General features: G+C 68.4%; 16 protein-coding genes. All 16 read right to left on the reverse strand.

What is annotated here, in order from left to right; all coding sequences use genetic code 11:
• Window positions 1–195 carry a ferredoxin gene (locus tag Ae150APs1_RS08835; protein ID WP_075296881.1) on the reverse strand — a complete coding sequence of 65 codons (195 nt, stop codon included), beginning with the start codon at window positions 193–195 and terminating at the stop codon, window positions 1–3.
• 32 nt (window positions 196–227) lie between these two features.
• Window positions 228–641, reverse strand: coding sequence for a hypothetical protein (locus Ae150APs1_RS08840; RefSeq protein ID WP_075296883.1), 414 nt, complete (start codon window positions 639–641; stop codon window positions 228–230).
• A 229-nt stretch (window positions 642–870) separates the two neighbouring features.
• A complete protein-coding gene (locus Ae150APs1_RS31085) occupies window positions 871–1,632 on the reverse strand; it encodes a hypothetical protein (RefSeq protein WP_139316845.1) in 762 nt (253 codons plus the stop codon).
• Window positions 1,629–2,198, reverse strand: coding sequence for a hypothetical protein (locus Ae150APs1_RS08850; RefSeq protein WP_083680015.1), 570 nt, complete (start codon window positions 2,196–2,198; stop codon window positions 1,629–1,631). Before Ae150APs1_RS08850 ends, Ae150APs1_RS31085 begins: the two co-directional genes overlap by 4 nt.
• Window positions 2,195–3,568 (reverse strand): MlaD family protein, encoded by a 1,374-nt coding sequence (locus Ae150APs1_RS08855; RefSeq protein ID WP_083680016.1) that lies wholly within the window; start codon window positions 3,566–3,568, stop codon window positions 2,195–2,197. The genes Ae150APs1_RS08850 and Ae150APs1_RS08855 overlap by 4 nt, the downstream gene beginning before the upstream one ends.
• On the reverse strand, window positions 3,565–4,881 hold the full coding sequence (locus Ae150APs1_RS08860) for an MCE family protein (RefSeq protein ID WP_075296884.1): 1,317 nt from the start codon (window positions 4,879–4,881) through the stop codon (window positions 3,565–3,567). The genes Ae150APs1_RS08855 and Ae150APs1_RS08860 overlap by 4 nt, the downstream gene beginning before the upstream one ends.
• Window positions 4,878–6,152: an MCE family protein gene (locus tag Ae150APs1_RS08865; protein WP_075296885.1), complete on the reverse strand. Its 1,275-nt coding sequence runs from the start codon at window positions 6,150–6,152 to the stop codon at window positions 4,878–4,880. Before Ae150APs1_RS08865 ends, Ae150APs1_RS08860 begins: the two co-directional genes overlap by 4 nt.
• Entirely contained in the window at window positions 6,152–7,231 is a 1,080-nt protein-coding gene (locus tag Ae150APs1_RS08870; protein WP_075296886.1) for an MCE family protein, read from the reverse strand. The genes Ae150APs1_RS08865 and Ae150APs1_RS08870 overlap by 1 nt, the downstream gene beginning before the upstream one ends.
• Complete coding sequence (locus tag Ae150APs1_RS30365; protein WP_083680017.1) at window positions 7,228–7,407, reverse strand: hypothetical protein; 180 nt, start codon at window positions 7,405–7,407, stop codon at window positions 7,228–7,230. The genes Ae150APs1_RS08870 and Ae150APs1_RS30365 overlap by 4 nt, the downstream gene beginning before the upstream one ends.
• Window positions 7,401–8,285 carry an MCE family protein gene (locus Ae150APs1_RS08875; protein WP_083680018.1) on the reverse strand — a complete coding sequence of 295 codons (885 nt, stop codon included), beginning with the start codon at window positions 8,283–8,285 and terminating at the stop codon, window positions 7,401–7,403. Before Ae150APs1_RS08875 ends, Ae150APs1_RS30365 begins: the two co-directional genes overlap by 7 nt.
• Window positions 8,282–9,568, reverse strand: coding sequence for an MCE family protein (locus Ae150APs1_RS08880; RefSeq protein ID WP_075296887.1), 1,287 nt, complete (start codon window positions 9,566–9,568; stop codon window positions 8,282–8,284). The genes Ae150APs1_RS08875 and Ae150APs1_RS08880 overlap by 4 nt, the downstream gene beginning before the upstream one ends.
• A gap of 4 nt (window positions 9,569–9,572) precedes the next feature.
• On the reverse strand, window positions 9,573–10,427 hold the full coding sequence (locus tag Ae150APs1_RS08885; protein ID WP_083680019.1) for an ABC transporter permease: 855 nt from the start codon (window positions 10,425–10,427) through the stop codon (window positions 9,573–9,575).
• A gap of 57 nt (window positions 10,428–10,484) precedes the next feature.
• Window positions 10,485–11,207 (reverse strand): ABC transporter permease, encoded by a 723-nt coding sequence (locus tag Ae150APs1_RS08890; RefSeq protein ID WP_349289876.1) that lies wholly within the window; start codon window positions 11,205–11,207, stop codon window positions 10,485–10,487.
• 172 nt (window positions 11,208–11,379) lie between these two features.
• Entirely contained in the window at window positions 11,380–12,045 is a 666-nt protein-coding gene (locus Ae150APs1_RS08895) for a TetR/AcrR family transcriptional regulator (RefSeq protein ID WP_083680020.1), read from the reverse strand.
• Window positions 12,038–12,715: a TetR/AcrR family transcriptional regulator gene (locus Ae150APs1_RS08900; protein ID WP_139316846.1), complete on the reverse strand. Its 678-nt coding sequence runs from the start codon at window positions 12,713–12,715 to the stop codon at window positions 12,038–12,040. The genes Ae150APs1_RS08895 and Ae150APs1_RS08900 overlap by 8 nt, the downstream gene beginning before the upstream one ends.
• A 58-nt stretch (window positions 12,716–12,773) precedes the next feature.
• Window positions 12,774–13,826, reverse strand: a complete 1,053-nt coding sequence (locus tag Ae150APs1_RS08905; RefSeq protein WP_075301884.1) for an ATP-binding cassette domain-containing protein — start codon at window positions 13,824–13,826, stop codon at window positions 12,774–12,776.
• Between the last annotated feature and the right edge of the window lie 90 nt (window positions 13,827–13,916).

The raw sequence follows: 13,916 nt of genomic DNA on the forward strand, positions 1-13,916 counted from the left end.
TCAGTCCTCGATCTGGATCGCCGCGACCGGGCACATCCGAGCTGCGTGCTCGACGGCGGTGCGACGGCTCTCGTCGGGGTCCTCCTCCAGGAGGCGGACCACCTCGTCCTCCTCGCCCAGGTCGAAGACGTCCGGGGCGGCGACGACGCAGTCCCCATGGGACTCGCAGAGTGCGAAGTCGACGGTGATCTTCACAGCGGGCTCCTTCGGAACAGGATGGTTGTCGATCAGGCAGGCTCGCCGTGACCGACCTCGGCGAGGTGGTCCCGGTAGATCGCGAACGCGGGCTGGAGCGCGGGGAGGATCCCCAGCAGCTTCGCGATCGGCCCGGTCACGACGACCTTGCGACGAGCCAGGGCGACCGGCATGTTGACCTTGCCGAGCCAGAAGCGATGGCCCTCGTCGGCGGACATCGCCAGCTCGACCTCGACGTCGTGGGCAGCCGCCTCGTCCCCCGAGAGGACGCGCGGTGGGTCCTGGCGCGCATCGAGCGCGAAGCTGGCCTCCGGCTCCGAGTAGTTCACCCGGAACGCAGTGTTCGCCGACACGAACTTCGGACCGATCTGCGGATCGGCCGCGAGCTTCTCGAAGTAGGGCGCGAAGACCTTGTAGAGGTCGTCGGAACTGGCGAAGACGGCCATCGGTGGAAATCCCTCCTGGAGCACGGTGCGCGGTCCGCGGAGAACACGCACCCGGCCGCGTCGGCGGCTCCCTCGCCGCCGGTCGGAAACCCGGCCCGTGACGGAGATTCACGTCGCGCCGTCTCATAAATATCAAGGACGTGGTGAACGACCGTTCCGCCGACATGCTGCTGGGCCCGGTCCGCCACGTCAGCGGACCGGGCCCAGCAGGTCGGACCGGTCGAGGTGTTCAGAGGGGCGTGAGCGCAGAGATCCGCCAGTCTCCGTCGACACGCTCGAGCTCGACACGGATCCGGCTGCCGGACAGCTTCGGATTCGGGTCTGCCCCGGTGGTGGTGGTCTGGTTGAGGAACATCAGGGCGGTGACGTCGTCGGGGCCTGCCGAGATCACTCCGGCCCGGCTGACCGCCGTCGAGGTGGTCGTCTGCTGCTCCTTCGCAGCGGGGATCACGACGTCCTGGGCCAGCTTCGTGTAGTCGTCGTGGAACGGCCCCGTCAGGTTCTCGGCGGCCGCCGGAAGCGACTGCTCGACCGTCCGGAAGTCGTACGAGAGCAGCGCCACCACGTCACCGCGAGCGGCTTCCAGCGCCTCTGCACGGGCGGTCTCCGCTGCCGCGGCGCGCTCACCCGCCCACCAGAGGCCACCGGCCGCGCCCGCGAGCACCACCAGCAGCAGGATCGCCGCGACCACCCGACGGCGACGGGTACGCAGCAGGTGCTCCGTCCGGGTCCGGACGGCCGTGCTCCCGCGCTTCAGGCGCGCCGGCAGGGAAGAGAGCCGCGACGGACCCTCCGGTTCGGATCGCTTGTCGCGCTTGCCTCGACGACGAAGCACCGATCGCCTCGTCGTGTCCGTGTCGGCGTGCTCCGGTGAAGCGCCGGCAGAGGACGCCGCGGTACCGGTGTCGTCTGATTCGGTCTCACGCCGGGCCTGATCCACCTGCACGGTTACCTCCTCGTCGCGTCGTTCCAGGTCGGTGCGCCGGCTCACGGGACGAACTCCACCCCGGAGGACATCCAGCGGCCGTCCGGTGCCAGTTCGAGGTCCACGGCCATCCGGTAGTCCCGCTGCTGTGGCTCCGCGGTGGCGGCGTTGGTGACCTGGGACCGGATGGCGACCAGGACCGATGCCGACCGGTCGTCGGCCCGGTCGATCGCCGCGTCGACGACTTCGCCGGTCGTGTCGACCTTGGCCTGCTTCACGATGTCGACGAAGGCCTGCTGGTTCTGCCCGAACTGGGCTCCGAAGTCGCCGGTCGAGCTGTCCATCAGCCGCGCGACGTCGGCCTCGGCCGATTCGTGGTGGATCGTCGTGAGGTTGACCGCGGCCTGGCGGCCGGCCTGCAGGACCTCGTCGCGCAGGGAGTCGCGGTTCAGGTCGCCGATCCACCGGACCCCGAACACCACCGCGGTGGCGAGCAATGCCAGCGCCAGCACGCCGACCACTGCGGCCGGGAGGATCCGGCGTACCGCGCCGGCGGTCGTCGCCTGGTCGGACTCCGGCTCCGGGACATCGGCCGGAGCGTCGGCGGTGGGCTCGTGTCCGGTGTCCGTCACGGGGTCACCGGCTCGCGCATCAGGTCTTCCCATGTCCGTTCCTTTCCGTCCGTCGCCTGGCCGGATCCGCCGACGACGAACAGGGGTTCGTCGGCGCCGAGCACCTGGCCCGAGGCGGGGTCGTAGGGGGCCGTGACGACGGCGCCGCCGGGCACACCCGCGACGGGCGGGGCCGTGCCGGTCGGCGTGAAGCCGTTGTCGCCACGGCATTCCTCGGGGCTGGCGGCCCGGCGTCCGGGCACACCCTCGATGCACGGCAGATTGCGTGCGCCCCGGGCGACACCCGGGTCGTCCTGGGGCAGCTGGCAGTAGCTGTCCGTCGCCGTGGGAGCGCCCGAGAGGTCGAAGGGCTGCCGCGGACCTTCCGGGCTGCCGTAGGGCTGGTAACCCTCGGTGCACTGGGGCGAGTTGTTGACGTTGAGCTTCAGGTTGAGGCCGATCAGCCCGTCGAGCCGGGGGTCGGTGACGGACTGCTCCATCGCCGTGATCTTCGGGTAGATCACCAGGATCTGCTCGAGCGACGGGTTGTAGGTCGCCAGTACCTCGTTCACCGTCGTGAGGTTGGCGAGGAGGATCGGCAGCGTCGGCTGGAGGTCCTTGAACAGCTGGGTGACCTCTGCCGCCGCGCCGGGCACCTTGTCGACGACGTTGCGCAGAGCCGGATCGCTCTCCCGCAGGGTGTCGCTGAACAACGCGAGGTCACGGGTCCAGTTGCGGATCTCTCCGCTGGTCGCCGTCTGGGTCTCGAGCAGCGGGCCGACCTCGTTCAGCAGTTGCCGGGTCGGCTCGTAGTTGGCGTCGGCCTCACCGACCAGCGAGTTCACACCGTCGAGGATCCGGCGGAGCTCAGGACCGCTGCCCTGGAAAGCGGTGTGGAACTCGTCGACCACGGTCCGCAGGTCGTCCTGGGGAACGGAGTCGAGCAGACGGTTGGTCTGGTCCAGTACCGGGGCGATCTGCTGCGGGACCGACGTCTTGTCCATCGGGATCCGAGCACCGGCCGCCAGCACGGGCCCGCCGGCCGCCGGTGGGACGAGGTCGATGTACTGCTCGCCGATCGCCGAGACGCTGTGGATCTCCGCCGTCGTGTCCGCGGGGATGTCCGCCGACTCGTCGACCGACATCGTCGCAGTCACGCCACCCCCCTCGCCGAGAGCGAGCCCGGTCACGGTCCCGACCTTCGCGCCGCGGTAGGTGACGTTGGCGTTGGGATAGAGCCCGGCACCGTCGGGGAAGTCCGCCGAGATCGACATCCTCCCGTAGCCGAGCAGGGTGGGGACCTTCGCGTAGCCGAACACGACCGTGCAGATCGCGAGCAACGAGATGACGGTGAAGACCACGAGCTGGATCTTCACGAACCGGGTGATCATGAGTCTCCTCCGCCGAGAAGTGATCCGACCAGGCCGGAGTCGGAGTTCTCCTCCGGTTCGGGTCCGGCCGGAGGCGGGGTGGCCGGGCTGTCGGGCTGTGCCGGGGCGCCGCCGGACGGGGCAGCGGGCTCAGGAACGGCGCCCGGAGCGGGCTGAGCACCCGGCAACGGGAGACCCCCTTCCGCTCCCGGCAGCCCGAGCGGCTGACGCAGCGGGTCGGTGACCTGACCACTCACCCCTCGACCGGCTTTCAGGTTCTCCTCGAGCGTGACGAGAGACCCTTCCGCCGGCGTGCCGGCCAGCCAGGTCCGGTCGAGCGTGCCGAGCGTGAGGTCGATCGTCGCGTAGAGGCTGACGTAGTCGCCCCGGAAGGTGTTGTGCACGGTGTCGAGCGGGAAGACCACTGTCGGGAGCAGCCGCAGCGAGTTCGTCAGGGACTCCCCCGAGTCGGCGAGAGCGCGCAACGACGGCTGCAGGTCGTTCAGGTTGCCGACCAGGTCGTCCTTGCTGCGGTTGATGACGTCGGAGGCGACGTCGCCGAAGCGGCCGAGGCTCTCCAGCGTCGTGACGAGCTGCCCGCGCTCTTGTTCCAGAGTGCGCAGCGCGGGCGGCAGGCTGTCGAGAGCGCCCTCGAGGGTGGCCCGCTCGCGCGCCACCGTGCCGGCGAAGCGGTTCAGCCCCTCGATGGCGGTGATGATGTCCGCCTTCTGCTCGTTGAGCCCTTCCGTGAAGGTGGCGAGGTTCTCCAGCGCCGAGCGCGCGGAGTCCTCCCGCCCTCCGAGTGCTCGGTTGACCTCCGCGGTGATCGACTTGACCTGCTCGAGACCACCACCGTTGAGGAGCAGCGCCGTCGAGGCGAGGACGTCCTCGGTCGCCGGGAACGCTCCGGTGCGATCGAGGGGGATCACGGCACCGTCGGCGAGCCTGCCCTGCGCCGGGGTGTCGGTCGGTGCCGACAGTTCGATGTGCTTGGCGCCGAGCAGGCTGGTCTGGCCGGCACGGGCTGTCGCGTTCCCGGGGAGCACCACGTCGTCGCGCAGGTTCACCGTGACGACGGCGTTCCAGCCGTTGACGTCGACGCCGGCGACGGTGCCGACCGGCATGTCACCGACCCGCACCGGCGCGTTCTGCACGATGTTCGTGACGTCGCGCATCTCGATCGAGACCGTGTAGGCCCCGTCGCCGGCCCCGACCGTTCCGGGGAGGCGGAACGAGTTGATCCCCCGGTAGTCACATCCGGTCGTCGCGAGTAGACCGGCGACCAACGCGATGCCGGCGACGACCCGCCGGCCGGTCCGTCCGCGAACGTTCATCGCCCACCACCAGGCGTGAGCAGGCCTCCGAGGTCCGGCACGGCGCCGTTCCCGCCCTGGCCGGGGATGGGGGTCCCTGCCTGTTCCGGAGACGCAGGGGGTGTCCCCGTGGTGTCGTTCGGAACGGTCGAGGGTGCGACCCCGCCACCTCGGCGGGTCAGCGGGTTCAGTCCGACCGGGGGCTGCTGGACGGCAAGCATCTGTGCGAGCAGGCCGAGGTAGGTCTGGCACGCGTTCGTCGCCTCCTCGGGGCTCGACGCCGCCGCCGATGCGATGCCCGAGCAGGCGAACTGCCCCGGGTTGCGCAGGTTGGGCACGTTGAGATAGCCGGTCACCGCATTCCCGCCCACGGCATAGGTGTTGTAGAAGTTCTGCACCGCGGGTCCGGCGACGTGCAGTGCCAGCGCGATCTCGTCGCGCTGCTCCGCCAGGGCCCGCGAGACCTGGCCCGCCTGATCGACCGTCTGGCCGATCTGCCCCCGGTTCTCCGCGACGAAGGTCTGGACCTCGCCGGCGAGGGTGTCGAACTCGGTCAGTGCCCGCGAGAGCTGCGTGCGGTTGGACTCGAGGATCTCCGACACCGACGACAGACGCTGGTTGAACTCGACGATCTGGTCCTGGCTGGTGCTCAGGGCCGAGACGAAGACCTGGAGGTTCCGGACCGTCCCGAACAGATCCCCCCGTCCCTGGGACAGGGTGTCGACCGCGCCCGACAGCTGGGTGAGCAGGTTGCGGAAACGTCCCCCCTGACCTTGGGCGTTCTGGGCGGTCACGTCGAGGGCCCGCGACAGCGACCCGTCCGCGTTCGCTCCATCCGGTCCCAGCTCCGTGGACAGCCGTGACAGCTGGGACTTGAGGTCGTCGAACTCCATCGGCGACGCGGTCTTCTCGATCGGGATCACTGCTCCGTCGGCGAGCTCGGGGCCACCGGAGTAGGCAGGTGCGAGCTGGAGGAACCGGGTGCTGACCAGTGTCGGGGACACGATCGCGGCGCCTGCGTCGGCCGGGACCGGATGCTCGGAGTCATAGCTGAAGTCCACACGGACCTTGTCGCCCTCGGGCACCACCGCGTCGATCGTTCCGACCTTCACCCCGAGGATCCGCACGGTGTCCCCGGCGTAGAGGTTCTTGACCGATGCGAAATAGGCAGTGCCCGACCGGGTCCCTCCCGAGAGGAGGAGAACCGCGACCGCGGCGATCAGTGCGATGACGATCGCGACGGCCAGGACCGGCACCAGCCGTCGTCCCAGGAGACCGTTCGTGGCGGCCATCAGTTTCCTCCTTGTCCGAGCAGGCCCGTCAGCGGCGATCCCTCGTTCACGGGAGGTTCGTCCTCCACTCCGGGCCCGAGCGGCGGGGCGTTCTCGGTCAGGGAGCCGAGATAGGACTCGAGCGGGACCACGTTGCCCAGGTTCAGGTTCTGGATGTGCGCGCCGAAGAACGGGCCGGAAGAGATGATCTCGCCGGGCGAACGGGCGAACGGCCCGAGCCGCTCGATCGCGGAGGTCAGGTTTCCCTCGTTCTCCCGCAGCAGTGTGAGGACCTTGTTGGTCCGGTCGAGGACCGGTCCGATCTGCTCGCGGTTGTCGTCGATGAGCCCCCGGACCTGGACGAACACGGTCTCGGCGTTCGCCAGCAGGCGGCGGATCACCTCGCGGCGGGACTCGAGCTCCTCGAGAAGGGCGTTGCCGTCGCGCAGGATGGTGGTCAGTTCCGCGGAGCGGTCGCGCAGGATCGAGGTCGTGCCCTCGGCGTTGTTGAGCAGGTCGAGGAGTGCCTTGTCGCGCGAGCTGATCGTCTCCGAGATCCGGGTCAGACCGTCGAGCGTGGCCGTGACGTCGTCCGGGGTGTCACGGAACGTGGTCGACACGGTGTCCAGCGCCTCGGACACCTTCGGCAGGTCGACGTCGCCCACCGTGCGGGTCACGTCCTCGATGCCCTCGCTGACGCTGTAGGGCGCGGTCGTCCGTTCGAGCGGGATGAGGTCTCCGCTGGACATCTCCTGCTGCCCACTCGACTGGATGTCGAGGTATCGCTGTCCGAGCAGGGTCTGTGTCTTGATGGCAGCACGGGTCGCGTCACCGGGCGTCAGGTCCTTGAGGGTGAACGAGACCACCACCTTCGCCCCGTCGAGAGCGACATCGCGGATCTCGCCCGCCTCGACACCGGCGACGCGCACCTTGTCACCGGCATCCAGTCCACCGGCCTCGGTGAACTCGGCCTCGTAGACGGTGCCACCCACGAAGGGCAGGGACGTGGCGGCGAGCGAGCCGAGCACGAGCGCGACGAGGACCACCACCCCGACCACGCCGATGACGACGGGGTTCTTCTCGCTGAAACGGAGATTCATGGGTTGTCCTTGCACCGGTCGATCTGGGAGTTCGGCCCGAAGTAGGGGGTGAAGAACGGATCACCGTCGGGGCCGGTCAGCTTCAGGCGAACGGTGCACAGATAGAAGTTGAAGTAGCTTCCGTGCGAACCCGCTCGATGCATGGCGTAGTAGGCACCCGGCAACGTCTTCAGCACCTCGTCGACGGTGTCGCGTCCCTCGTCGAGCTGTCCGGCCGTGCGGCCGAGCTGCTCCAGGGTCCCCTTGAGCGGGGCCGCCCGTCGATCAGCAGGCCGGCGACGCTGGTCGTGAGCGCGTCCACGTGCTCGAGCGAGCCACCGATCCGCTGGCGGTCGGCGGAGAGCCCGGAGACCAGTTTCTGCAGGTTGACGACCGTGTCGGTGACCTGGTCGCCCTTCGAGTTGAGGGTCCCGAGGACGGTGTTGAGATTGTCGACGACCTCGCCGACCTCGCCGATGACCTGGTCACGGTCCGCGAGTGCGTGGGTCAGTGCGGAGGTGCTGGTGAACAGCGACTCCACGGTCCCGCCCTGTCCCTGCAGCACCGTGACCACTTCGTTGGCGAACTGGTTGATCTGATCGGGAGACAGTCCCTGCATGAGCGGGGTGAAGCCCTGGAGGAGGACGTCGATGTCGAGAGCAGGCTGTGTCCGCTCGACGGGAATGGTGTCGTCCTCGACGAGTCGCTCCGTCGGGCCGGGGCCGTCGCTGAGCTCCAGGAACCGGTCGCCGGTGAGGTTCGCGTAGCGGATCGTCGCCCGGGTACCACCGGTCAGCGGTTTGTCGGAGTCGACGTCGAAGCCGACCCGGGCCTGGGTGCCGTCGGAGATCTCGACCGACCTGACCTTCCCGACCTCGACGCCCGCGATACGCACGGACTCCCCGTCCTTCAGACCGGAGGAGTTCGCGAACACGGCGTCGTAGTCGGTCGTGCTGATCAGTCGTACCGCGCCGAACTGCATGAACAGCAGGATCAGCACCGTCAGCGTCGCGCCGAAGAAGATGATGATGTTGATCAAGGGTCGGCGCACGCTCAGCGCCTTCGAGGTACTCATCGGCCACCCTCCTGTGCCGGAGCGTCGGCGGGGTCGTCGTCGGTGCCGGGTGCGGGTGCGTCGTCCGCGGGGTCCGGGGCACCGACGAGGGCGTCGAGCGGACCGGGGCCGGTGCCCGACAGCGGACCGAACAGCTGCGTGATCAGCGTCGGATCGCCGGTCTGCAGCCGGTTGTCGGTGGCGTCGAGATCCGCCGTCGGGTCGTTCTTGTCCGCGGGACGCGGGATCTCCTCGGGGCCGATGAAGGGCAGGCCGTGGCAGTCCGGGCCGCTGTCGGCACTGACCTCGCTCGGCTCGGCTGCCGAGTAGGGGTCGTCCCCCGGCTGGACCGTCGTGTAGGTCGCAGCTCCGCCGACCGACCCTCCGACCGGTGCCCGCAGACGCTTGTAGGCCTCGTCGACGCCCTGGATCCAGCAGGTGAACATCGGCGAGTAGCGCGCCAGCAGCGAGGTGGTGGGCCGCAGGGTGTCGAGCATGGTCACGATGCCGTCGCCGTTCACGGCGAGCGTGTCCCCGACCGTGTCTCCGAGGGTCGTCAGCTGGACCAGGGTCTGGTTCAGCTGCTGCTGCTTCTCGACCACGGTGTTGCCGGTGACGGTCACGTTCCGCAGGATGTTCATGAGATCGGGTGCGACGTCGCCGTAGATGTCGGCGACCTCCCCGGTCAGCTGGAGATCACGCTGGAGGGTCGGAAGGTCGTTGTTGATCTTCGCGAGATACGAGGACGAGGTGTCGAGCGTCTGCCCGAGCCGGTCGCCCTGACCACGGAGAGCCTCCGACAGCGCGCCGAGTGTCGAGGCGAGCTTCGCCGGCTGGACGGTGGTGACCACCCGCTCCAGGCTCGCGAGGACCTCGTTCGCCTCGGCACTGACGTGGTCGGCACGCAGCACCTGCCCCGCACCGAGCGACCCTGCCGGCTGAGCCGGGTCGGACATGCTGACGTACTTGTTGCCGAACGCGGTCAGCTGGAAGAGGTTGATCTCCGGGTTGCCGGGGATCTGCTGCACGAGGCCGGGCTCCATCGCGAGCGTCAGGACCGCGGTGTTCCCGTCGGGCCCCAGGGCGACGTCCGAGACCCGCCCGACGTCGACGTTGCGCATCTTGACGAGGTTCCCGGCCTGCATCTGCAGGCCGCTGCGGTCGGCCTCGAGGGTGATGTCCACGGTCGTCTTGAACGCCTGCTGGTACATCGCGATCGTGAGCCAGAAGAGGAGACCGACGACCACCAGCAGGGCGAGGCCCCGGAGACGAAGGTCGGTCCGTCGCAGAGTCGAGTCGCTCATTTCCTCACCCCGAGATCCGGAAGGTATCGGCTCCGCCGTAGACCGCCATCGCGACGGCGAGGGCGGCGGTCATGACGGCGATCAGCGAGAGCCGCACGGCACGGCCGACGGCCTCCCCGACGCCCACCGGCCCGCCCGATGCATGGAAGCCGTAGTAGGTGTGGATCAGTACGACGACTACGACCTGCGCGAGCCCCTGCAACATCGCGTAGACGATGTCGATGGGCTGCAGGAACGTGTCGAAGTAGTGGTCGAACGTCCCGGCCGACAGACCGAAGGCGACGACCTGGGTGAACTTCCAGCCGGCGTAGGCCATCACCAGACCCACGGCGTAGAGCGGCACCACCACGATGAGCCCCGCGATGATGCGGGTCGTCACGAGGTAGGGCATCGACGGGATACCCATGACCTCGATCGCGTCGATCTCCTCGTTGATCCGCATCGCCCCGAGCTGGGCGGTGAAGCCGGTTCCGATGGTCGCCGCGAGAGCGGCGCCCATGATGATCGGCACGAGCAGTCGGGTGCCGATGTTCGCCGAGGTGAAACCGGCCAACGCTTCGAGGTCGATGTTGTTGAGCGCCTGGTAGGCCTGCACACCGGCTGTCGTGCCACCGAAGAAGAGGATGAAACCGCTGATGACGGCGGACCCGCCGATGAGGGCGAGCGCACCGTTGCCCATCCCGACCTCGGCGACGAGTCGCACTTCCTCGCGCTTGTACCGGCCGACGGCCCGGTACACCCACGCCAGCGCCTTGGTGTAGAAGGTCGCCTGCTTGCCGAGCTCCTCGAGCGTCGACAGCGGGCCGCCGTACACCCGCTTGAGCACGGCCAGGTTGTCTCTGTTGAGCGTTGTCGCCATGGTCGCGCCCCTAGTCCAGGAGTCCGAGTGCATAGGGCAGCTGGCTCAGCACCACGTTCACCGGGAACAGCAGGACGAAGGTGTAGACCACGGTCTCGTTGACGGCGCTGCCCACGCCCTTCGCACCCCCGCGACGTGCAACCCCCGGTAGCAGGCGACGAAGCCGCCGAGCATCCCGAAGATCGTCGCCTTGATCTGGCTGTGGATCAGCTCGCCGGATCCGGTGATGAGGGTGAGACTGTCGATGAACTGGCCCGGGTTCGCACCCTGCAGGTACACGGAGAAGATGAAGCCGCCGGCGATGCCGATCGCGATGAGCAGGCCGTTGATGAAGAAGGTCACGAACATCGTCGCGAGGACCCGAGGCACGACGAGCCGGTGGATCGGGTCGATACCGAGGACCTGCATCGCGTCGAGCTCCTCGCGGATCTTCCGCGATCCGATGTCCGCGCAGATGGCCGTCGCGCTCGCTCCGGCGACGACGAACGTCGTGCCGATGGGACCGATCTGGGTGACGGTGGCGTAGGCCGAGCCCGCTCCTGCGAGGTCGATCGCGCCGACCTCGGTCAGGATGTTGTTGAACTGGAACGTCACGAGCACCGTGAACGGGATCGAGACCAGGATGGTCGGCCCGAACGTGACGCTGGCGATGAACCAGGCCTGCTGGATGAACTCCCGCCACTGGAACGGCGGCTTGAACGTCGCCACGGCCGTGTCGAGCACCATCGCGAAGAAGCTGCCGATGGGCTTCACGGCAGCGCCGATCGGTCCTGCGCTCATCGCGGAACCGCCGCCTCGTCGCACATCGAAGTAAGTGACTGCATCTTTACCTCCGATAGCCCCAACGACGCTGCGGGCGCGGAAGTTACGCCGGTCACCACTTTTTTAAGACCGTGCGTCTTATAACTGTCTGAGCTGGGGATCTACTGTCGCGCTTCACCCGAGAGGGTGGTCAGAACCGCTGGTCGCCCCGGGACCCCGGCCGACGGGTGAACCCGTGCAGCACCATGGACGACAACTCCTCGACCACGACGGAGTTGTCGGGCCGGTGCTGGTGTGCAGAGAAGAGCCAGTCGTCGAACACGGCACACCCGAGCAGGGACGCCAGCACTGCGGCCGGCGTGGTCACCGGGTGCAACCCCGCGAAGGGAGTGCCGTCCTCGTGACACAGGAGCACGTCCCGCACACAGGCGAGGAGGCCGGCGAAGACATCGACGACCGAGGACGAGAGTTCGTCGGACTCCGACTCGTAGGCGTGGACGCTGATCATCGCCATGACGGTCTCGCGGTTCTCGACCAGCACTCCGAAGAGATCTGCGAGGAAGGCCCGTGCCCGCACCTCCTCCATCCCGATCGGAACCAGCCAGCGACCGGTGAACTCGGAGACCGCGTCCGAGAAGCCCACCACGACGGTCTGGGCGAACAGCCCCGCCTTGCCGCCGAAGTGCCGGAACAGCAGCGGCTGCGAGACACCGGCGTCGCGAGCGATCTCCCTGGTGCTCGTCTGGGCGTAGCCGTGGTCGACGAACGACCTCGCCGCCGCGAGGAGCAGGAGGTTCCGCACCTCGGTCGTGGTGCGCCGGCCAGGCCGGACCATCGGCGTCCCGTCGTCACTCATCGCGATCTTCCCGGTGCCAGACCCCGAGGACCATCAACTGTTCGAACTCGGAGACGAGCTCGTCGCGCACAGCTACGGGCGCCTGCTCCGCCGATCCCGGCCCGGCACCCGTCCTCATCAGCCAGTCCCACGTGACTGCTGCCGCAACGACCATCCCGACCGTCCCTCTCACGGACAGGGGTGGATTGAGACCGGCGAGGCCGCGGTCCGCCGCCTCGCGAAGGAAGACGGCCTCGAGTCGCCGAAGGACATCGGCCAGCGCGTCCTCTTCGGTCTCGAGGATCGCGCGGACCTGGTCGGCATGTACCTGCGCGGCACTCAGCGCCACGACGGCGCGCCGCTCCGAGAACAGCGAGCCGAACAACGCCGCGACGAACGCTCGGGCGACCGGCGGACCGTGTTCCCCTGCCTCCCAGGCCTTGACGTAGGACTGGAGCGCCTCCACCAGCGGCGCGTGGACGGCCGCGCGGAAGAGCAGCGCCTTACCTCCGAAGTGACGGAAGAGCATCACCTCGGCGACACCCGCGCGATCGGCGATCGCCTTCGTGCTCGTGCGGGTGTAACCACGTCGGGCGAAGAGTTCCCGTGCCGACTCGAGCAGGAGCTCACGCGCCTGACCGGGAGCCGGCCTCCTCGCTCCCTGGGCGCGACCTGATCGGTCGCCTGTCATCCGGCCAGAGTAGGCGTCGGCGCGCGCGGACGCGCCCGCACCGGGCATCAGACCTCACTCACCACGCGTGCCAGCCCACTCGCGGGAACTGCTCGGTCGGCGCATCGTTCCCGCCGCCCCTGCCGGCACCTGCCGGAGCACCTGCACCGACCATGCCGTACGATCTGCGGATCGCTTCCTGTGCAGTCGGCTCGAACTCGGGCAGCATCGAGAGCACCCGCTCGCGCCGCCGCGTGACCGCCTGGCGCTCCGGCATGCCCGGTGATGCTTCGAGCTGCGGCTTGAGCGGCGGCAGCCCCTCCAGCTCCCTCGCCTCGGCCATCTCCCGCTCCGCCTGCGCCGAGTCCTTCTCCTCCGACATCCCGATCGGCCCCTGCCGGCGACCGTTGAGGAACTGGGACACCACCGGCTCCTCCGACGTCAGCAACTGCTCGCGCGGACCGAACATCGCCAGCTGCTTGCGATACAGCAGCCCGATGTTGTCCGGCACCGTCTGCGCGGTGTTGATGTCGTGCGTGACGATCAGGAACGTCGAGTCCGTCTGCGCGTTCAGATCGATGATCAGCTGGTTCAGGTACGCCGTGCGCACCGGGTCCAGACCCGAGTCCGGCTCGTCGAACAGGATGATCTCCGGCTCCAGCACCAGCGCCCGGGCCAGCCCGGCCCGCTTGCGCATCCCGCCGGAGATCTCACCGGGCAGCTTGCCCTCGTCGCCGCGCAGGCCGACCAGGTCCATCTTCTCCAGCACGATGTCGCTGATCTGCGACTCGCTCTTCTTCGTGTGCTCGCGCAGCGGGAAGGCGATGTTGTCGAACAGGTTCATCGACCCGAACAGCGCGCCGTCCTGGAACAACACCCCGAACAGCTTCCGGATCTCGTAGAGCTTCGACTCCGAGCACTTGAGCAGGTCGGTGTCGTGGATGACGATCGAACCCCGCTCGGGCTTGAGCAGGCCGATGAGCGACTTCAGGAACACGGACTTGCCGGTACCCGACGGACCCAGCAACACCGACACCTCACCGGGCGGCAGCGTCAGCGTCACGTCCGACCAGATGTTGGCCTTGCCGAACGACTTCGTGAGCCCCTGGACGTCGACGACGACTCCGGACATCAGCTCCACCCTCTCGACGAAGTTAGCGAGTGCTTCATAGCAATCTACAGCATACGGCCGAAAGGGTGAGATCTACCCCACGGCACTCTC

This window comes from Pseudonocardia sp. Ae150A_Ps1 (assembly GCF_001932315.1).
GTDB lineage: Bacteria > Actinomycetota > Actinomycetes > Mycobacteriales > Pseudonocardiaceae > Pseudonocardia.